Here is a 20,556-nt window from a genome sequence, read left to right as displayed (position 1 = left end):
CAATGGCGCGTTACCACAAAGGTAAGTTCAGAAAAGACAATGCGACCCCGCCTTACAGGTTGGTCACCGTAAATTCTACACGGCGATTCAGGCGACGGGTGGTTTCTTCTTCGTTATCGGCGATGGGCTGGGTTCCTCCGTAGGCCTTCAGGGTGATACGTTTGGCTTTGATGCCCCGGTCGGTCAGGTACTTTTTCACTTCCGTGACCCGATCTTCCGAAAGTTTCATGTTGGCGTTGAAGCTTCCCCGGTTGTCGGTGTGCCCTTCCAGCTGAATTTCGAGCGTAGGATTTTCTTCCAGCAGACGCACCAGGCGTTCCAGCGTAGGTTTGGACGAATCGCGAATAAACGATTTACTCCGCTCAAACTGAATGTTTTTCAGCCGGATGGTCTGGCCTTTTTCCAGAGGAAACAGAAAAATGTCCTGCTCCATTTCGCGGTACTCCTGGATGCTGACCAGCGAAAAATCTTCATCTACGCCCACATAGCCCGGCGCTTCTGCCACGTAACTGTACTCCACCCCCAAGGGCAACACGACTTTGAAGCTGCCGTCTTCCGGATAGGTACGAGCGTTTGCGGCTTCTTTGCCGCCTTCCAGCGTCGAAAACTGAATGGTGGCGGCCAGAGGCTGGCGGGTGACGGCATCGTACACGTGTCCGTTCAGCAACACCACCGGCTCCGGCTTCATGGCGTTGGGCAGGGCGATTTTAAAAATATCGCGCGAGTTGCCAATGGCCTCCTGATCGGAAACCAGGTAAGCAAAATCGCCCGCCGCCGAGATGGTGTAGTAGCCGTCCCAATCGGGTGTATTGATCTGATTCCCCATGTTTTCCGGAGTGCTCCAGCGCTGCCACGATTCGTCGAGGCGCTTGCTGAAGTAGATGTCGCTGCCGCCAAAGCCACTGTAGCCCTCCGAAGCGAAGTAAAGCGTGCGCCCGTCGGCCGCCAGAAACGGCGCAAAATCGGCCCGAGGGGTATTGATCTGTGGTCCCAGGTTCTGGGGCTTGCTCCATTTGTTTTTGCCTTCCCGGAAGCTGATGTAAATGTCCTGATCGCCGTAGCCCTCCTGCCGGTCGACCGCCATCAGAATGGCGTTTCCGTCATTGGTCAGGTAGTAATTCACGTAGTCGCTGCGGTTTTCGTACTGATCGATTTCCTGCGGAATCGGGGCCGACCAGCCGCCCTTCTGGCGTTGCGACAGCGATACCCCCGGGCTGACGGACCCGTCGGGATTGTAGCGGTTCAGCAACAGGAGCGTGTTGCCGTCGGGCGATACCGAAGCAACGCCGTTGGGCATCGCGTTGTTCAGTGGGCTGCCCATGTTGATGGCCTCTCCCCACGACCCGTCCCCCTGCCGTCGGCTCGCCCAGATGTCCTGCGCGTCGCGCTTGCCGCCGTCGTTTTGCGGATGATTCTGCCGCGCAAAGTACAGCATGGACCCGTCGGGCGAAATCACCGGGTTGATCTCCGTAAACTTGGAATTCACGGTTTCGCCCAGGTTTTCTTTTTTAGACACGAAGCTCACTGCCGGGGCTTCCGTTTTGGTTTCAGAATAGGTCGAATAACTCGACAGCGTATACGGTTCGTCCGAATTCAGGATGCCGATGGCGTCGATTTGCGTCCAGCCGTGATGCGTAGAGGCGTTCAGTCGCACTTCGACCTGCGCAACCTTGTAGGTGGTTTCGGCAATAATCAGGTTAAAACTCCGAAAGGGGGCCGCCAGCTTTTGCGGCTCCTGCTGGTAGACCGCATAACTGCGCCCGTACTCGTCGTAGAGTTTCACTTCGGTGACGGCGCCGGGCAAATTGCTTTCGACCACGACCACCTGTTTGATGGGCTGTGGCTGCGCAAATCCCACACGAAGAATGCCGCTTCCCTCCTGGCTAGCCAGCCGAAACGCCCGCGGGCTCATCTGCCCAAACGGAACGGCGTTGGGCGGCCCGAGCACCTGTTTGGCCCCGTAATCGCCCTCGCCCCGGTAGGCGCCGTGGTAAAAATTCACCTCACTGGCCCACTGAATGGGCTGTGCGCACGCCACTCGGCCGAGCAGCATGAGCACGACTAGAAAAGATACTTTGCAATACATGAGAGCCCCAGCTAATTCAATGCTAACTTAAACGCGTTTTACGAAGAAAGGGATAGAAAAACGCTAAAGATCAGTAAGTTATTTCCTGCTGATTAATGTTATGCAACACAAAGTACCCTTTGTTCTGGTTCCTCATACAGCCGACGGGCGCCGGACGCGTTTCACTTTTTCGGTGAAACGGATAACGTAGGTAGTGCCCTCGTCAGTGATGATGTCCATATCGGCATTGAGTTGCGCAGTTAACGCGTAGATCAGGGTGGTGCCCAGCGATTGTGTGCTTTCTTTGGGCGGGACTTCCCTCATGCCGATGCCGTTGTCGCTCACCTTCAGGGCATAGCCCTGTTTCTCCCGGTGAAAGGCTACCCGAATCCGGCCCTGTTGCCGGCCTTCGAAGGCGTGTTTGAACGCGTTAGAAATTAACTCATTTACAATCAATCCGCAAGGCACCGCCAAGTTGATGTCCACAAACACCGGCTCGGCCTCTACCGCGACCTGAATGTCTTTGTTGAGGCGGTAGTAGCCCACGATGCCATTGACGAGTTCGCGCAGGTAGGCAGCAAAGTCAATCCGCGAAAGGGTGTCGGACTGATAAAGCTTTTCGTGGATCAGCGCCATCGATTTGATACGATTCTGGCTCTCCTGAAAAAGTCGCTGGGTATTCTCGTCGGTTACGTAGCTGGACTGCAGCGACAGAAGCCCTGAAATGATCGACATGTTGTTTTTCACCCGGTGGTGAATCTCTTTCAGCAACACGTCTTTCTCCTGCAATGCGGCCTGCAAGTTCTCCTCGTATTTCTTTTGTTCTGTCACCTCTTCGCCGATGGTCAGCACGTTCCAGTGGCCTTCGGCGGTACGCAGGGGCTTTTTGGTGCAGACCAGCGTGCGCGCTTTGCCCGCCGACGTGGTTGTGGTCAGGGTGCAGGTCACCGTCTGCTTCCGGTCCAGTACCTGCCGATCGTACTCGTCCAGTTCCACAGGGAGCACGCCCTCGAAAAAATCGAGCGCTACCTGGTTGGCCACGTTGTAGTCGCCGGTGGCGGTACGCACCAGGATCAGGTTGGGGCTGGTATCCAGAATTTCCTGAAGGTACTCGTGCTGGCGTGCCCGCCGTTCCTTCAAATGCTGTCGACGCAGGGCATTGGCCAGAAGCTCGCACACAAGGCGGGCCAGAAAGAAAGCTTCTTCTTCCCAGGGACGTGCCTTGCGTACCTGTTCGGTGCCGATCACGCCGATGAACTTGCCGTCGCGCAACATAGGAATGAGCATCAGCGCCCGAGTCCCCTGCCGTTCAAAATAGCGGCGCTCTTCCGCCGCTTCGGCCGGAAGCTCGTCGAGGGTATCGAAGCGCAGGGCATTGCCGCGCGGCAGTTGCCGGGCCAGCCAGGGAAAGTCCTCTGGCCCGATGGCGGCGTCGGTCATCACCGATTTGATCCCCGAAGCACGCCACTCGTGTTTCAGGTGCAGGCGACGGCCCGTCACCAGCCCTAGGTAGACGCGGTCGGCTTCCGCGAACTTTCCGATCTGTTGCAGGGCGTACGCCATCACTTCGTCCGGAGCTTCCCCCGCCGATTGGATCAACGTCGTCGATACCGCCCGCAGAATACGCTCTGAGTCCAGCCACCGGTGCAATTGCCGCTCGGCCTGTTTCCGCAGGCTGATGTCCAGCATGCCGAACATCATCTGCAGCGCGCCGTCGGAAGGCTGAAACACTTCCAGATAGACCTGCACGTAGAGGGCCTGTCCATCGCGGTGGCGCAGTTGGCACTCCCGGTTGCCGCGCCCCTGCGCCCGGAAGATGTCGAACAGATAGGCCAGCATCTCGGCTTCGTTCTCCGGAAAAAGAATGCCGGAAACGTGTTGCCCCAACAGGTCCGATTCCTGATAGCCCAGAGTGCGCACAAAACCGGCGTTGACTTCCGTAAAACGTCCCTTCAGGTCGAGGGTCGCGACGCCGATTTCGTTTACGTCGCGCATGAAGTGATACACCTGGCCCGGTTCGGCAGTCGGTTTCGCTTCGGTGGGCTTCGGGGTGTCTGGGCCTTTTTCCGCCGCCAAACGCTCCAGCGAAAAGCCCAGCAACGTCTGGTAGACCCCTGGCATGCGCCAGCCGGTCACCCGTACGGCACAACGCTCGCCGGCCAGTGGCACCTGTGGCAACACGACCGACACCCGTCGCCCTTCGGAATTGATGCGCACCAGCATACGTCCCAGCTCGGTCGCAATGGTAGCGGGCAACACCGCCCGAAACGACTGCCCGGTAACGGTCCGGTCGTCGAGAAAAAAGAATTGCGTGTTGCCGTCAAACTCCTGGACAATGCCCAACTCGTCGGTTACCAGAAAAACCACTGGGGCCTGGGTGTAATACCGGCGACGTAGTTGATCCAGATGAGCGAAGTTCGACATAGAGATAGCAGGCGTATGGCATGTAGATGTTTAAAGGTAAACATCTGAAGATTAAATCATATATCTACCCAATCACAGAAGAAGAAAAGGACTATTGAACCTTAGGAAGTAACAAATATACGAATCTACCTAGATGATTAATGCCACCCTCCTTTAAAAAAGTGCAATTTATACTTCGGACCGGGTCTCGCCGGGCTGAACCACCGAACGGTTCTCGTATTCTCGCTGTTCGTCCTCGTTTTCGCTGATCGTATGGCGCAGCTGGTGCAGGTGCAACTGCTCTTCGCTCTGAAACTGGCTGGCTTGCTCCGGGTAGATGATCACGAAGTTGTTATCTTCAAAGAAGCGGCTGAGCTGGCGCGGAATCCGATCCACGAAGTTGTTGTGGGAGATGGTGCCCTGCCGAGCACTGATGACGATGAAGAGGTCGTCGGTGGTGATGCGGCGCGCAAACCGCGGGAACTTGGCCCACTCGTTGAAGGGCTGCATTTTCGCCTCGATGTTGGGCTTCATTTTGCCCAGCGGCTCGCGGATGGCCTGCAACGTTTCGGTTTCGCCCCAGAACTGCACCGGCGTGCCGATCTGCCGGGCCAGAATGTGGATGGTCCGGAGCCAGCGGCCGAAGCCTTTTTCCAGCTCCGCATTGGGCGGCACCACCACCACAATCGTTTCCATGGTGTTAAGCGGATGCGTCACGTGGCTCACGAGCAGCATCTGCCGGGTGCTGGCCAACAGGTTGTCGAGTACGGTCCCGAAAATCCGCTCGCGGGCCGTTACTTTGCCGTTCCACCCGATGATGACTTCCGTAATGCCCAGTTCGCGGATGGCGCGCACAATGCCACTGGTGATGTTCAGGTCGATGCGCGAGACCACCTGCACGTTCTTTTCGGCGGCCGACCCGTGGTGCACCGCCTTCTGTAACATCTTGTTATTTTCCTGAATCTTTTCTTCGGCGTCGTCGGCATCGCGCACCACCGACAGCGGCATGATGGGCACATCCGAATCGGGTGCTTTGATCATCATCGCCAGGTCCATCAGGTTCTCGACGGTATTCGGGTTAGAGATCGGCACCAGAATCCGGTCGGGCGATTCGGTCGTCGAAGGGCTGTCGGCAATTTCTACGGCCAGCTTGCGGCCGGCGCTTTCCATCGTGAAGGAGCTGATCAGCGTGGAGGCCAGAATCATGAGTACCGTCCCGTTGAAGACGTTTTCCGACAAAATGTCGAGTTCGTAGCCCCGCAGCACGGCAGCCAGCGTGGCGGCGGCCCGGGCGCTGCTGAGGGCGAACATCACGTGCCGCTCCGCCACCGTATAGCCGAACCACTTCTGAATCAGAAACGCGGCGCCATACTTGCCGATGACCCCCAACACGATGAGCAGCCCCGCAATGAGCCACACTTCCAGCCCGGCAAAGAGGGTGCTGATGTCAACCAGCATGCCTACCGAAATCAGGAAGAAGGGAATGAAAATGGCGTTGCCGACAAATTCGATGCGGTTCATCAGCGGCGAACTGGCCGGAATCAGCCGGTTGACGGCCAGCCCCGCCAGGAAGGCCCCGATGATGGGCTCCACCCCGGCCAGGTGCGCCAGATAGCCCGCCAGAAACGTAAGCGCCATCACGAAGATGTACTGCGATACGCCCTCACTTTCAATGTTTTTGAAAAACCAGCGCCCCAGTTTAGGAATGCCCCACATGATCAGGAACACAAACACCGAGAGCGAAATGACCAGCGTGACCCAGAAACCGATCCCGATTTCGCCCTGCGCCGCCCCAGCCACCACGGCCAGCACCAGCAGCGCCAGCGTATCGGCGATGATGGTTCCGCCCACCGTCACGGTTACGGCTTCGTTTTTGGTAATGCCCAGGCGGCTCGCAATGGGGTAAGCCAGCAGGGTATGCGAGGCCACCAAACTCCCGAAGAGCACGGCGGCGGGCCACTCGAAATGCAGCACCAGGCGTGCGCCCAGCGTCGTCAGCACCTGCGGCAATAGAAAACTGAGCGTCCCAAAGCGCAGGCTGCGCGTCTGTGTTTTTCGGAAGTCGTTGATGTCGATTTCCAAACCCGCCACAAACATGATGTACATCAACCCGACCGTTCCGAACAGTTCGATGCTGATGTCGCGCTCCAGCAGGCCCACGCCATGCGGCCCCACCAGCACGCCCGCCAGCAGCAAGCCGACAATGCCGGGCATGCGCAGCCGGCTGAACACCATCGGGGCCAGCAGCGTAATGATCAGCATCAGCGCAAATACCAGAACCGGATCTTTGAACGGAAGAACAAACTCAGACAAGAATACCATACACAGAGCGTGTTGAACTTTCTAAAACTACCAATAAAACACTAATTTACCCGTACCTTTTTAAAGCCTTCCTTCTGCAAAGCCCACCTTTCTCCGTTGGGCAGAGGCTCTGCAGACCCGGGCGCTTCGTTGCATGAACTCATTACGTAAACGTTACGTGTTTTTGTTAGGGCTGCTGTGCAGTTCGTGCATCCGTTACGGTGGCGCGCGCTCTACCCTCGACGAACCCAGCCGCCGCACCGCCTATCCCGGTGAAATTCTGCAGTATGCACGTACGCACCACATCGGCGATAGTTCGGAATTTCTGATTTTTGATCCGACAGCGCTCGACACGCTGGGGCGGCGTCCTTTCAAACCGACCTACGAGCTCGACTACCAGCCGCTGTTACAGTTCAAGGTGTTCGGGAAAGACGGGCGGATGCTGTCGCACTACGGCAGCATCGAAGGCGACCTGACCGACGAAGTGCTGGCGCGGGTGCCTCCCCACAACCTGTCGCCCATTTACGGCCAGTATTTCCTGGAGGAAGAGCTGGCCCAGTACCGCACCTGGGAGGGGCAGCCCGTTGCGTTTGCCCAGCTGCCCGAGGCAGATTACTACGTGGTGGTGTGGTGGTCGGTGCGGGGGGGCGTCACGTCCGCACGCCTGCAGGAACGGATGGCCCGGTACGTAGCGGAGCATCCCCGCCACAAGTGGGTGTTGCTGAACGTGAACACCGACATCATTTACGACGAAAGCAAACCGCCCCCGCCTGCCGATTACAACCCCAATCCTTACCGCTGAGTGGCTTCAGGCCAGCTGCTCGTCAGAAATAACCTGCTGCGGCTCGGCGGCACGGGTGGTTTCCGAAGTTTTCATGAAAATCCGGAACGTGGTGCCCTTGCCGGGTTCGGAGCGCCGGACCATGATGCGGCCGCCGTGGTAATTTTCAATAATGCGCTTGACCAGGGTTAGCCCCAGCCCCCAACCCCGCTTTTTGGTGGTGAAGCCCGGATCGAATACCTTTTTCATCTGCGATTTGGTCATCCCTTTGCCCGAGTCGGTGATGTCGATGGCGATGCGGTGGTCGCGCAGGCTCTGAATCTCGATCTGGATGCTGCCTACGCCACTCATGGCATCGACGGCGTTTTTACACAAGTTCTCGATCACCCACTCGAACAGGGCGCGGTTCAGATTTACTTTCACCCCCGCAGGCAACCGATTGATCAGATCCATCGTGACTTTTTTCGAGATGCGGGGACGCAGATAGTTGAGGGTATCGGCAATGCTGGCACCGACGTCTTCGGGTTTCAGGACCGGTACCGACCCAATGTTGGAGAAGCGGGCGGTGATCATCTCCAGGCGGCGGATGTCCTTGCCCAACTCGTCGATGACGGGATCGTCTTTCAGGCGATCGTCCGACTTGAAGTATTCGAGCCAGGCCATCAGCGACGAAAGCGGCGTGCCCAGTTGGTGGGCAGTTTCTTTGGCCAGTCCGGCCCAGACGCGGTTCTGTTCGGCCCGACGCGAGTAATTGAACACCAGATACGCCATGAGCGAGAGAATGGTGATGACGCTGAGTTGCACGTAGGGATAATACCGCAACGTAGACGTCAGCTCGGAATTTTCGTAGTACACGTACTGCGGTTTGCCGGAGACCGACCCGATTTCGATGGGCTCGTACACTTCGCGCATCTCCTGGACTTTGCTTTCCAGGAGGGCCATCACCTCCTCGTCGGTCATGCCGGTGGTGTTGATGTTACGGCGGCTGATCGGATGCCCCTTCTCGTCGGTCCAGATCAACGGAATCGAGTTGTTGGATTCGATAATGTCCGTTGCCAGCTCAATGCTCTCGCCGGGGTCGCTTTCGTTGCCGATAAACTCGATGCTGCGGGCCGTGAGCTGGACCATGCCCTTTTCGCGTTCGGCCAGAATCCTCACCAGGTAGTTGGTGTAGAGCAGCGAAAAGCCACCGATCATCAGCGCGACGACCACGATGACCAGCTTAAGTTTCGAACGCCCTTGATAAATATTTTCAGAACCGAACACGTCCATATTTTGTAGTCAATAGTGTACTTGCCTGTGTATGAAACGACAAACGTTTGAAAAGATTCTTCCGATGTACGGCCACTGCCTCTGTAACCCGGCTCCTGTTGGCGAAGGTTCCCCACCCGCCGCCACCCATTTGGGCGCGTTTCTGGGCGCATCGCCTCCCGTTGTTGACCCGCGCGAAGCGTCTCAGCGCCTTTTGTGTCGGGATGACAGATTTAAATTGAATTAAAATTCGAAATCAGTGAATCAATTGACCTTGATCATTTTTCTATCCGGCTTGTCGACTTTACTTTTGTGAAGATGTAACAGACCGGACGTCGGAAATCTACAAGCTTTTGCACCGTAAGTTCATCAATTTGCCGCCAAAATCCCGAACATGCAGTCTTCTTTTAAAGCGATCAGTCTATCTCATAAAAACGCTTCCGTTGAGCTTCGTGAACGTGTAGCCCTGGACGAGGGAGAATGCCGCCGCCTGCTCGATACCGTGAAAGAGATCACCGAGGTTACTGAACTGCTCATCCTGTCTACCTGCAACCGTACGGAAATTTACTATTCGTCCGACGAGGACTACAGCACCGAAATTATCAAACTGCTGGCGCTGCAAAAGGGTCTGAGTGCTGCGGAATTGCCGTTAGCACAGTTCAATCGCCTGCACGAAGACGACGAAGCCGCCAGGCACCTGTTCCGCGTTGCGCTGGGACTCGAATCGATGGTGGTGGGCGACATGCAGATCATCAACCAGGTGAAGCGGGCTTACCAGTGGACTGCCGATGCCAACTTGGCCGGGCCGTTCCTGCACCGCCTGATGCACACCATTTTCTTCGCCAACAAGCGCGTGGTGCAACAGACCAGTTTCCGCGACGGTGCCGCCTCGGTTTCGTACGCGGCGGTGGAGTTGGTGGAAGAACTGACGATGGACATGGCCGCGCCGCAGGTGTTGATTCTGGGCGTAGGCGAGATTGGCCGGGATGTGTGCAAGAACCTGGAAAACAGCGACCTGAAAAATATCCGGATCTGCAACCGGACGCCAGCCAAAGCCGAAGCCCTCGCACAGAAAATCGGGGCCGAGGTGGTGCCGTTCGCACAAGCCGCGCAAGCCATCGCCGACGCCGACGTCGTTATTAGTTCGATCAGCCGCGAAGAACCGTTCATCACCCGGTCGATGCTGGCAGCCACAGAACTGCTCACGTACAAGTATTTCATCGACCTCTCGGTGCCGCGCAGCGTAGCGCCCGACGTGGAAGAACATCCCGGCGCGCTGGTCTACAACATCGACCACATTCAGAACCGCGCCACCGAGGCGTTACAGCAACGCATCGCCGCCATTCCGCAGGTGGAAGAAATTATGGAAGCCGCCCTGACGGAGTTCCAAGACTGGTCACGCGACATGATCGTTTCGCCCACCATTCAAAAGCTGAAAGGCGCCCTGGAGCAGATTCGGCAGGAAGAGCTGGCGCGTCACCTGAAAAAAATGTCGGAAGAAGAGCAGGTGCTGGTCGACCGCGTGACCAAAGGCATGATGCAGAAGATCATCAAATTGCCGGTGCTGCAACTGAAAGCCGCCTGCCGCCGGGGCGAAGCCGAAACGCTCATCGACGTGTTGAACGACCTGTTTAACCTGGAAGCGCAGCCCACGCCGACCAACGATCATTAAGCTAAACGCGATACAAGAGCTTGAGGCCTCGCCCCACCCGGCGAGGTTTTTTGTTGGGCAGCGGAATACTTGTTGAGGTACGGAAACGGAGGGAAATTGCGTTACTTTACCACTGACTTATGTGAAGCCTCCGATGTCCCTCTCGCGCCGTACGTTTCTAACCCACACTGCCCTTGCCACCCTCGCTGTTGCTGCCGGTCCTGCAGCGCTGACACCCGCGCGTCACCTGCACGCTACGACACCACCGGTCCCGCTGCCCCCGATGCCGCTCTCCGTCTTTTCAAAACACCTGCAATGGCTGGATTATGACGCCATGGCCGAAGTAGCCGCCGAAGTGGGTTTCGACGGCGTTGACCTTGCTGTGCGGCCCGGCGGCCATGTGTTGCCCGAGCGCGTCGCCACCGACCTGCCCCGGGCGGTACGGGCCGTACAAAAACAGGGGTTGCAGGTGGTTCAGATCACAACCGCCATCGCCCGCGCCGACGACCCGCTAAGCCGGCAGGTACTGGCCACCGCCGCCCAACTGGGCATTCGCTACTACCGCACCGATTGGCTGAAGTACGACCAGAGTACCTCGATCAGCGCACAACAGGCGCGTTTCGAGCGGCAGTTGCGCACGCTGACGCTCCTGAACCGGGAGGTGGGCATCCGGGGCAGTTACCAGAATCACGCGGGTGCGGACTATTTTGGGGCACCGGTGTGGGACCTGGCACAGGTGCTGAAAAACATTCGCTCCGAATACTTGGGTTGCCAGTACGACATCCGCCACGCCACCCTCGAAAGTGCGCAGTCGTGGCCCATCGGCCTGGGCATTATCCAGCCGTTTGTGAATACGCTGGTCTTGAAAGACGCCAAATGGGCGGAGGTAAAGGGCCGGTGGCAGATTGTGGATACGCCCATCGGCGAAGGCAGGGTCGATTTTCCGGCGTTCTTTCGGCAGCTCAAAGCCTCCGGTCTGCGGGTGCCCGTTTCGATCCACTTCGAGTACGAAATGCCGGAACACAACGCCTCGCTCAGCGCAACCGCCAAGCGTCAGCAGACGATCCAGGTGATGAAAAAAGACCTCGCGACCCTTCGAAGCTACCTGAAACAGGCCGGACTCTGAACGCAAAAAGCCGCTGCCTCCAGCGAGACAGCGGCTTTTTGCACAGTAGAATATCGTTCTTAGACCGCGAAGCTTTCGCCACAACCACACGTCCGCGAAGCGTTCGGGTTGATGAACTGAAAGCCTTTGCCGTTCAGCCCGTCTGAAAAGTCGAGCGTGGTGCCCAACAGGTACAATAGGCTCTTTTTATCGACCTTAATCTGGACGCCTTTGTCTTCGAAGACCTGATCGCTGGGCGTCACCTGATTGTCGAACTTCAGGTCGTACATCAGGCCGGAACATCCGCCGCCGTGCACCGCCACGCGTACGGCATAATCGTCCGTATAATTTTCTTCCTGCCGTAGTTCGGTAATGCGCTGTTTCGCTTTTTCTGTAACCGTGATCATAATCGTATAACAGTGAGGTTAAGCTACCGGGTTCATCACCAGGCTAAAAACCGTAATTGTGTTCATGTCGCGCCCGTAATAAAGTTTATCGAGCGCGTCGTACATATTTTTGGCGCGAAAGTACGAAGTCTGTAATTCCTTCTCCCCCCGGATGCGCCACTGTACGGTATAAGAGTTTTCTTTGTCTTTATAGTTCCGGACGTAATGCAACATCCGGTTCAACACGTCAACTTTATCGTACCCCTCTTCGGTATGAAACAGGAACGATTGCCGGTGGCGTGGGTTGATTGTAATCAGGTCGAGCCGAACGCGGTTGTTTTCGACGGTCCGAAACTCAAATACCAGGCTATTGCTCGACAGCCCAAGGTAATCCTTGATTTCTTTTTGGATACGCGCACTTTCGACGTGAATGTCAGGAGAAGAGTCCAGCATGGCTACTCGAGAAGAAGGGATATCTAAACAACGCAAACAGTCGCCCCAGTATATTTGTTCGCGAAAGTTAACATTCCGGTAATTTACAACCAAATGAAGGTAGAACACATCGGCATTGCGGTCCGCGACCTTTCGCAATCGAACACCCTGTTTGAGAAGCTGTTAGGCGCCCCTTCTTACAAAACGGAGGCGGTTGTTTCCGAGGGCGTCACCACGTCCTTTTTTCGGGCGGGCGACACCAAAATCGAGTTGCTGGAAGCCACCACGGCCGATAGCCCCATCGCCAAATTTCTGGAGAAGCGCGGGGAAGGCATCCACCACATTGCCTACGAAGTGACCGACATCCGTGCCGAGATGGCGCGGCTCCGGCAGGAAGGGTTCACGCTTTTGCAGGAAGAACCCAAACGCGGCGCCGACAACAAATGGGTCTGTTTCCTCCACCCCAAAAGCACCAACGGCGTGCTGGTTGAACTGTGCCAGGAGATTACCGAAGACTAGCGGCCTGACGCGACTGTGCTGGCGGCCTGCCTTTGCTCAACCTGCGGCGAACGGCGCGCGTACAGAACCAAAACTACTTTTTTGTGATGCGACGTTTTGTTTTGTTGGCTGCACTCTGCAGCCTGATTTCGTTCGGTACCTTGGCCCAGGGGCCGGTTCGGCCGTTGGGCACCGCTTTGGAAGGCTACGCGTACCCCTACCCGGTGCAATACCTCAACCTGACGCTCCAGGGCGAAGCGTTGCAGATGGCCTACATGGATGTGCAACCCCCGCAGCCCAACGGCAAAGCGGTGCTGCTGCTCCACGGCAAAAACTTCAACGGGGCGTACTGGGGCCAGACGGCGGCCGACCTGAGCAAAAACGGGTTCCGCGTGATCATTCCCGATCAGATTGGCTTTGGAAAATCGTCGAAGCCGCACGACCTGCAGTACTCGTTTCAGCTGCTGGCGCAAAACACCCGTGCCTTGCTCGATACCCTGGGCGTTGACCAAGTAGCGGTGTTGGGCCACTCGATGGGCGGCATGCTGGCCACACGCTTTACGTTGATGTACCCGGAACGGGTGGAAAAATTTATCCTGGCCAACCCCATTGGCCTGGAAGACTGGAAAGTCAAGGTTCCTTACCAACCCGTGGAGGCGTGGTACCAGTCCGAACTGACCAATACGTACGAGTCGATCAAAAAATACCAGGTCGAAAGTTATTACCACGGCACCTGGAAGCCAGCGTACGAACAGTGGGTCGTCCCCTTGGCAGGATGGACGCTCAGCCCTGAATATCCGCGCATTGCGTGGAATGCCGCCCTGACGTACGACATGATTTTTACGCAACCGGTCGTGTACGAATTCGGGATGATTCAGGCCCCGACCCTCCTGATCATCGGACAGTTGGACCGCACGGCGCTGGGCAAAAACCGGGTTAGCCCGGAAGTACGCAACACCATGGGCAACTATCCGGAACTGGGAAAAGAAACGGCACGCAAAATTCCGAAGGCGCAGTTGGTAGAGTTGCCGGGGGTCGGGCACCTGCCCCACATCGAAGCATACGATCAGTTCATACAACCGCTTCTCCGGTTTCTGAAATCTTCCTAGAGAACAATTTATTACCTCCCCTTTCCGACAACAGAAAAAGCCCGGCTAGCGGCCGGGCTTTTTGCATAATATAGTTGCTCAAACGATTGGGTATGTATGTAAACTAGTAGTTTTTCTTTTCTTTTCAAAAGCACAACTGGAATACACCCATGCCTTTTTTCTACAAAATGTGCAATACCAGCCTCTTAAACGAGATGTGTATTATGTTAAGTGCTCTGATCCCCGATTTGTCCATGTACCATTTTCTGAGATTTCTTACAAATCTCTACACGATACGTTTCCAGATTACGAAGATTCTACGGCTAATGCTCTTAAATGCCGTAGGCTACACGGTCGTTAGTCGAAAATGGTGGGTTGTACAGAAGTGGCCAGCGTAAACATCTGATGTACCTGCGAAGCCGTATTGCGATCTACCGAAAGGGGCGGCAACTCGTTCGGTCCAAAAAAACCGACGTCCAGCGTTTCCATACCGGCTTGCCCGTCGCCTTCGCCCGTTGCAATGTCGCACAGTACAAAATGCTTGTATACGTACCATGGCTCCGGCGGGTGCGGATGGCATTTTTTGTCGAACACGGCCAGCAGGCGCTGGGCTTTTACCCGCAGGCCCGCTTCCTCCCACGTTTCTTTCTCGGCGGTTTCGCGCACGGTACACCCCACGTCGGCCCAGCCCCCCGGCAGCGACCAGCAACCGTCGATCTTTTCGCGCACCAGAAGCATTTTTCCGTCCCGCATCACCACCGCCCGCACATCGACCTTGGGGGTGGGATAGCCGATTTCGCCTTCGTACCAACGGGCCGCAAACTCCGGAGCAGTCCCGGTCCAGGCGTTGAACATCTGTTGGGTAAGCTCGTTGAGCCGCTGGTAGCGGTCCAGGTCGTAATCGTTTTCGCCATAGTGCAGCCCCGCCTGCGCGATGGCCTGCACCTGTTTGATGAGATCAAGCACGGTTTTCTGAATTTAGGTTGGCATTGGCAGATCGCCCCTCAATCGCACGCGCCTCAGTCGTAAACTGCGCGTCGTTAACCCGAGGGAGACCGCTCACGCCAGCAAAGGTCGAAGGCGGCGCGGTAAACCCCAAACCGTTTTGTGACGAAGGAGTGCACCGCCCGCATTATCGCTGCGCCCACATATCGGCCGTAATGCGGTGCGACTCGCCCGAAGGCCGGAAGAACGTCACGCTCACGACGTCGGGGCCGACTTCCAGGCGACGGCTGGACTGGGCCAGATACGACTGACCATAATAAAGCTCTCGTCGCTCCTTTCGGCCGTCTTGGTATTCGATTTCGGCGCGGATGTCCAGCGGCTCCGGCACAAGCACCCGCACGCGCTCTTCCGACGTGGGCAGCGAATACACGTCCAGGCTGTCCTGGTTCTGGGTGACCAACAGCAGCGGCTGGGTTCCGGCATAGACTTTCGCCAGTGCTTTGGCATCGCCGTTGACGAAGAAGCCGCTCTGCGTCATGGGCATGGCGCTGAAATGTCCTTTGCCATCGCCCAGCAGAACCGCGCCGACGGAAGCGTCGTACCGCCCGGTGAATACTTCCGTGCTGTAGTCGTTTCCGACCGCCACCAGATCGGGATGCCCGTCGCCGTTTACGTCGTAGGTCGTCAGCCCGAACATCGGCGCGTACTGCGCTTCGTTCGGCAGGGACCGCATGCGGAAGGTGCCATCGCCCTGATTCTCCAGGTAGCTGCTGGCAAAGTGGGTGGCGTGGCGGATCAGTGCGCCTTGCAGATCTTCGCCGGCCAGGATGTCGTCCATGGTTGCCTTCCCGAATTCCGCGAAGTGGTCGTACTTCCGCCGGACTTTCAACAGCTGCCCGATCATGTCGTCGCGCGTCGCCATCGGGTAAGGCTTCATCTCCCCCTGTTCGTTTTTGATGTAGCACGACAGCAGCGGATCGACCGTGCCGTTGTCGTCGAAGTCTTTGGCGTAGATGCTCAGCGGGTATTGTTCACTGGCTTTGTAGTGGGTGTTGAGCCCCAGGTTGCCGGCCACATAGTCCAGGTCGCCATCGTGATCGAAATCAGCTGCGGCCAGCGAGTTCCACCATCCGACCTGGTTGGCGACACCCGCCGCTTCGGTCACGTTTTCGAACGTGCCCTGGTGGTTGCGCAGAAACGTCACGGGCATCCACTCCCCCGCCACCAGCAGGTCCAGTTGTCCGTCGCCGTCAAAGTCGGACCAAAGCGCGTCGTTGATCAGCCCGAGCGTGTCGAGCGCCGGGCACACCTGGGCCGTAGCGTCGGTAAAGGTGCCGCCCTCGTTACGCAGCAGGTAACTCTTGGGCAACAGCGGATACTGGTAAGGCACCACGCGCCCGCCCACGAACAAATCCAAATCGCCGTCGTCGTCGAAATCGGCCGCCCGCACACACGAGCCACTCGTGCGCAAATCGGGCAACGCGTTCGGCTCGTGCGTAAAGTGGCCGCGCCCGTCGTTCCGGTAGAAACGGTCCCGCAACTCTTCCGCTTCGGTCCGGAACTCGTAACTGCCGCTCACGGCATAAAGGTCCAGATCGCCGTCGTCGTCGGCATCAAACAGCAACAGCCCCATGTCTTCCTGAGGTTTGGGATTCGGGGCGAAGCCCTCGGTACGTTTTTCGAACGAGCCATCTTTCCGTTGCACGAACAGCGTAGTAGGCTGATTGGCCGAGCCGCCAATCACCACATCCTCCAGTCCATCGCCATTTACGTCACCCACCGCCAGGCCGGGCCCCGCCTGGGTAAATTTGTGCGGAAGCGTGCGCTGAATGTTGAAATCAACCATGTCCTGCTCCTCGTGCACGTAACGCAAGCCATGCTGCACCGCCACCGGTTGTAGCAACGGCCGACCGACCGGCTGAGGCGATACCGGCCCCGGTTGTGCCTCCTGCCACTGCAACGCCACGACCTGATCGGTCGGCAGATCGCGCAGCAGCTGGTAACGCCCGTCGGGCCAGAAAATTTGTACAGAATCGATGGTGGTACGGTCGCCGACGCCAAAGTGGGCCACCGGCTCCACCGACGAAAGATAGCCCCGGAAGGGCGAGTGTTCGTAGTACTGCTGGGTGCCGTCGTAGTGCAGCCTGATTTTGGTGCCCAGCACCGATGGGGTGCCGGCACTATCCAGGCGGAACCGAAGGAAGTGCGCGCCCTGCGCTTCGTCCCGGTACAGTTGGTTTTCGTAGACGAAGGCACTGTCGTTGATGTTGTTGACCAGAAAATCGAGGTCGCCGTCGTTGTCCAGATCGGCATAAGCCGCCCCGTTCGAGAACGACGGAATGTTAAGTCCCCAGGCCTTGGTTTCGTCCGTGAACGTCAGATCGCCGTTGTTATGAAACGCGTAATTCGGGATTTTGACCGACGGAATTTTCTCCAGCAGAAAAGTATTGCTGGCCACCTTACCCGCTGGCCCACTGCGGTAGATCGCAAAATCGTGGTCGGTCACGTCACGCGGAAAGCCATTTGTTACGATCAGGTCCCGAAATCCGTCGTTGTCGAAGTCCGCCACCAGCGGGGTCCAGCTCCAGTCGGTCTGGTAGATGCCCGCCAGTTGTCCTACTTCGCTGAACTGCGGCGCGCCCTCCGGGGTTTGTCCCTGATTCAACTGCAACACGTTGCGCACGTACTGATGCTGAAACCCGTAGCGCTCGTTGTTCAGGTACGAGGTATAGTTGTTGGCGCTAAGCATCTGTTTCTTGCGCTCGTTGTTCTCAGGCAGCATGTCGAGCGCGATGATATCGGCCTGGCCATCGTTGTTGATGTCTACCACGTCGTTGCCCATGGCCGAATAGGCCGTATGGTGCAGGTACTCTTCGATACGGTTCGTAAATGTGCCGTCGTGGTTGTTGATCCACAGAAAATCGTTGGAAACGTAGTCGTTGGTGACGTAGATGTCGGGCCAGCCGTCCTGGTTCAGGTCACTGATCGCCAATCCAAGGCCATAGCCCTCGATGGTAATGCCCGCCTCTTTCGAAACTTCGGTGAAGACGGGATGGCCGTCGGGCCCTACGCCTTCGTTCCGGTAGAAATGATCGTTGTTGGGGGCGGTGCCGTCGGTAATCTTAACGCGGTAATTGCCGGGGACCTCTTTCGTAATGATGTTGTTAAGCACGTACAGGTCCAGATCGCCGTCCTTGTCGTAATCCAGGAACGCCACGTTGGTCGTGAAACCCTCGTCGGCAATGCCGTAGGCGGCAGCCATCTCCTTGAAAACCGGTACATTCTGTTCGTTCAACCCCTGGTTGATGTACAGCAGATTGCGCCGACGGGTCGGATCTTTCTGCATGGTAGAAGCCACGTACAGGTCCGGCCATCCATCCTGGTTGAGGTCCACCACGGCCACGCCCGAGCACCACTGCCCGTTCCCTTCTACACCGGCCGTTTCGGTGACGTCGTCAAACGCCAAGTTTCCCTGGTTCAGGTACAACTTGTTACCGACGTGGTTCCCCGTAAAGTACACATCGGGCAGGCCGTCGCGGTTGAAATCACCCACGCCGACGCCGCCGCCGTTGTAGATGTATTCCTCGACGAGAATGTTGAACGAGTCACTCTCCTGAATGTGGTTGGCAAAGTGGATTCCGGTGTGGTCGGGGGTACGGAGCCGGAACAGCGTGGGGGTTTCCTCTTTCGACGAACATGCTCCCCAAAGCAGGAGCAGGCCGCCCCAAAGCATGGCGTTTCTCATAAGTGTAAGCAGGTTGTGGCACAGGGAGAAGTTAACAAAAATGCATAAAAAAAGGCTCTCCGGAAAGAGAGCCTTTTGAAGTGATCTGACAGGTTTAATAACCGTCGTTTTGTGTCAGCACGTTGCCTCCGCTGTCATCTTTCCCTTGCAGGTCAATTTCTGTTTGCGGAATGGGCAGGTATTCGTCTGCAGGCGCCGTGAAGGTAGCTCCTCCGAACTGGTTCGAAAGCTTCGAGGCTTCATAGCTCAGGTAAGCATTCAGCACCTCGGCGGCATTGCCCCAACGCACCAGGTCATAGAAGCGATGGCCTTCCAGAGCCAGTTCCAGCTTCCGCTCGAAGCGTACGGCATTGCGCGCTGCGGTTTGATCTGTCCAGGGCAGGTCGTAGGTGCTGATTACGTAGTTCGCGGCGTCCGCGGTACCTTCCAGGTTTTTCACAAAAGCCGAAGCATTAGCGGCACGGCTACGGACCAGGTTCACATACTCACGCGCTTTTTCCAGGCTTCCGACCTCTACTTCGGCTTCGGCGGCCATCAGCAGCACATCAGCAAAGCGGATGATCATGAAGTTTGTGGCCTGATAGCCGGGCGTCCAGCCACTGGCATCGCGGGTGCCATACTCAGTTTTATCCAGCGCATACTTTTTCGGCGTGTAGGGACCAGCAAAGTTCTGATCGCGAATCCACGCTTTTCCGGGGTGGATGTTCCCCCAATCCAGCCATGGAATACCCCGACGGCCGACTGTATGATCGAGGCGAGGATCCAGCGGACCTGCATCGGGCGTAAACGCTTCGTCAGAAGCTTTGCCCTGGTCGGTCACCAACTCGTTAGTACCGGTCCGGTACGAGCCGTCCAACAGCGGCAATCCATTCTGCGTCCGGTACGAAGCGGCCAGGTCGAAGCTCGGGTGGAAGAAACCGCAGCAGTCGCTACCGGCGGTTTCGCCAGCGGCCGTGCTGTACGGCTGGTGCATCGCTACTTCGTGCAGAGAGTTATAGGTGCTACTCGCTCCGCCCGTTGCCTGATAGGCGAACACGGATTCCGCCGAGTTTTCGCCGCCTAGCGAGAACAAGTCACCAAAGTCAGGGTGCAGGCCGTAAGGCGTGCCATCAGTGGTCGTTCCGTTGGCGATGATGTCGTCGAACAGTTGCTTGGCCTCGTTGAATTTTCTCTGATACATGTACGCCTTTGCCAGGTAAGACATGGCCGCCCACTTGTTGGCGCGTCCGATCTGCGAATGGGTTTCGGGCAGGTTGTCGACGGCAAACTGAAAGTCGGCTTCGATTTTCGGCCAGATGTCCGTGTTGTTCGGCACTTTCTTGGCTTCTTCGTCGGTCATGGTTTCGTCGACCCAAGGCACCATTTTGAAGTTTTTCCGCAACTCAAAATAGAAGTGGCCGCGCAGGAAACGCGCTTCGGCCGCAATCCGTGTTTTCTGTGCTTCTGATACTTCGTCGGCTTTAGCCATGATTTTCAGCAGCGTATTGGCACGGGCCACGCCTTCGAACGAACCTTCCCACTTAAACTGCACCTCGCTGTTGGTGACCTGCACCTCGAAGCGTTCGATAGGCGTAATGGAGTTGAAGTCACCCGCGTTGGAGCCTTTGTTGGCATCCCCACCGCGGATACTACCCCACACCCAGTTGGTAGCACCGCCGTTCCATTCACCCCCTGCAGAACCCCCTCCGTTGTCGGGAGCTCCCATGAGTTGCGCATACACGCCAATCAGTAGCCCTTCAAGACCAGCGGGCGTAGTCAACTGAGATTCTGAAATCTGACCGGTTACCGGCACTTCCAGAAACTCATCCTTACAGGCAATTGCCCCTAGCACAACGGCGGCAATCACAGCGAAAGGAAGTCCTTTTCTAACTATTTTTTTCATAGTAAGCTCAAATTTTAAGGTGC

At 57.0% G+C, this 20,556-nt stretch carries 14 protein-coding genes; 5 read left to right on the top strand and 9 right to left on the bottom strand.

What is annotated here, in order from left to right:
* Window positions 1-52: 52 nt before the first annotated feature.
* From BLR44_RS20535 to BLR44_RS20525, 3 genes are all read right to left on the bottom strand, one after another.
* Complete coding sequence (locus BLR44_RS20535) at window positions 53-2,053, bottom strand: OmpA family protein (protein WP_176956142.1); 2,001 nt, start codon at window positions 2,051-2,053, stop codon at window positions 53-55.
* A gap of 165 nt (window positions 2,054-2,218) precedes the next feature.
* Entirely contained in the window at window positions 2,219-4,489 is a 2,271-nt protein-coding gene (locus BLR44_RS20530; RefSeq protein WP_089685616.1) for a PAS domain-containing sensor histidine kinase, read from the bottom strand.
* 168 nt (window positions 4,490-4,657) lie between these two features.
* Window positions 4,658-6,790, bottom strand: a complete 2,133-nt coding sequence (locus tag BLR44_RS20525; RefSeq protein WP_089685613.1) for a cation:proton antiporter — start codon at window positions 6,788-6,790, stop codon at window positions 4,658-4,660.
* Between the two features lie 133 nt (window positions 6,791-6,923).
* On the opposite strand from BLR44_RS20525, the gene BLR44_RS20520 reads away from it, so the two are divergent.
* The gene (locus tag BLR44_RS20520; RefSeq protein ID WP_143017398.1) at window positions 6,924-7,571 is read left to right on the top strand and encodes a hypothetical protein; all 648 of its coding nucleotides are present in this window, start codon (window positions 6,924-6,926) and stop codon (window positions 7,569-7,571) included.
* Between the two features lie 6 nt (window positions 7,572-7,577).
* Here BLR44_RS20520 and BLR44_RS20515 read toward each other — a convergent pair whose 3' ends face one another.
* Window positions 7,578-8,822, bottom strand: a complete 1,245-nt coding sequence (locus BLR44_RS20515) for a sensor histidine kinase (RefSeq protein ID WP_089685608.1) — start codon at window positions 8,820-8,822, stop codon at window positions 7,578-7,580.
* A 373-nt stretch (window positions 8,823-9,195) separates the two neighbouring features.
* Between BLR44_RS20515 and hemA the strand changes: the two genes are divergently transcribed.
* Window positions 9,196-10,473 (top strand): glutamyl-tRNA reductase, encoded by a 1,278-nt coding sequence (hemA, locus tag BLR44_RS20510; protein WP_089685606.1) that lies wholly within the window; start codon window positions 9,196-9,198, stop codon window positions 10,471-10,473.
* Window positions 10,474-10,594: 121 nt separating this feature from the next.
* Complete coding sequence (locus BLR44_RS20505; protein WP_218127134.1) at window positions 10,595-11,578, top strand: sugar phosphate isomerase/epimerase family protein; 984 nt, start codon at window positions 10,595-10,597, stop codon at window positions 11,576-11,578.
* A gap of 59 nt (window positions 11,579-11,637) precedes the next feature.
* Here the strand turns inward: BLR44_RS20505 and BLR44_RS20500 are convergent, their stop codons facing one another.
* Together BLR44_RS20500 and BLR44_RS20495 are read right to left on the bottom strand one after the other, a co-directional pair.
* Window positions 11,638-11,964, bottom strand: a complete 327-nt coding sequence (locus BLR44_RS20500; protein ID WP_089685602.1) for a HesB/IscA family protein — start codon at window positions 11,962-11,964, stop codon at window positions 11,638-11,640.
* A gap of 18 nt (window positions 11,965-11,982) precedes the next feature.
* Window positions 11,983-12,396, bottom strand: a complete 414-nt coding sequence (locus BLR44_RS20495) for a hypothetical protein (protein ID WP_245706127.1) — start codon at window positions 12,394-12,396, stop codon at window positions 11,983-11,985.
* 93 nt (window positions 12,397-12,489) lie between these two features.
* Between BLR44_RS20495 and mce the strand changes: the two genes are divergently transcribed.
* Window positions 12,490-12,894, top strand: a complete 405-nt coding sequence (gene mce, locus BLR44_RS20490; RefSeq protein WP_089685917.1) for a methylmalonyl-CoA epimerase — start codon at window positions 12,490-12,492, stop codon at window positions 12,892-12,894.
* An 86-nt stretch (window positions 12,895-12,980) separates the two neighbouring features.
* Complete coding sequence (locus BLR44_RS20485; RefSeq protein ID WP_089685915.1) at window positions 12,981-13,982, top strand: alpha/beta fold hydrolase; 1,002 nt, start codon at window positions 12,981-12,983, stop codon at window positions 13,980-13,982.
* 336 nt (window positions 13,983-14,318) lie between these two features.
* Here the strand turns inward: BLR44_RS20485 and BLR44_RS20480 are convergent, their stop codons facing one another.
* The 3 genes from BLR44_RS20480 to BLR44_RS20470 form a co-directional block, all read right to left on the bottom strand.
* Entirely contained in the window at window positions 14,319-14,927 is a 609-nt protein-coding gene (locus BLR44_RS20480; RefSeq protein ID WP_218127133.1) for an NUDIX hydrolase, read from the bottom strand.
* Window positions 14,928-15,093: 166 nt separating this feature from the next.
* Complete coding sequence (locus BLR44_RS20475; RefSeq protein WP_089685598.1) at window positions 15,094-18,651, bottom strand: VCBS repeat-containing protein; 3,558 nt, start codon at window positions 18,649-18,651, stop codon at window positions 15,094-15,096.
* 94 nt (window positions 18,652-18,745) lie between these two features.
* Window positions 18,746-20,533 carry a RagB/SusD family nutrient uptake outer membrane protein gene (locus tag BLR44_RS20470; RefSeq protein WP_089685596.1) on the bottom strand — a complete coding sequence of 596 codons (1,788 nt, stop codon included), beginning with the start codon at window positions 20,531-20,533 and terminating at the stop codon, window positions 18,746-18,748.
* Window positions 20,534-20,556: the final 23 nt, after the last annotated feature.

Source organism: Catalinimonas alkaloidigena (assembly GCF_900100765.1).
GTDB lineage: Bacteria > Bacteroidota > Bacteroidia > Cytophagales > Flexibacteraceae > Mooreia > Mooreia alkaloidigena.
This window is presented reverse-complemented; position numbering and strand designations above follow the sequence as displayed.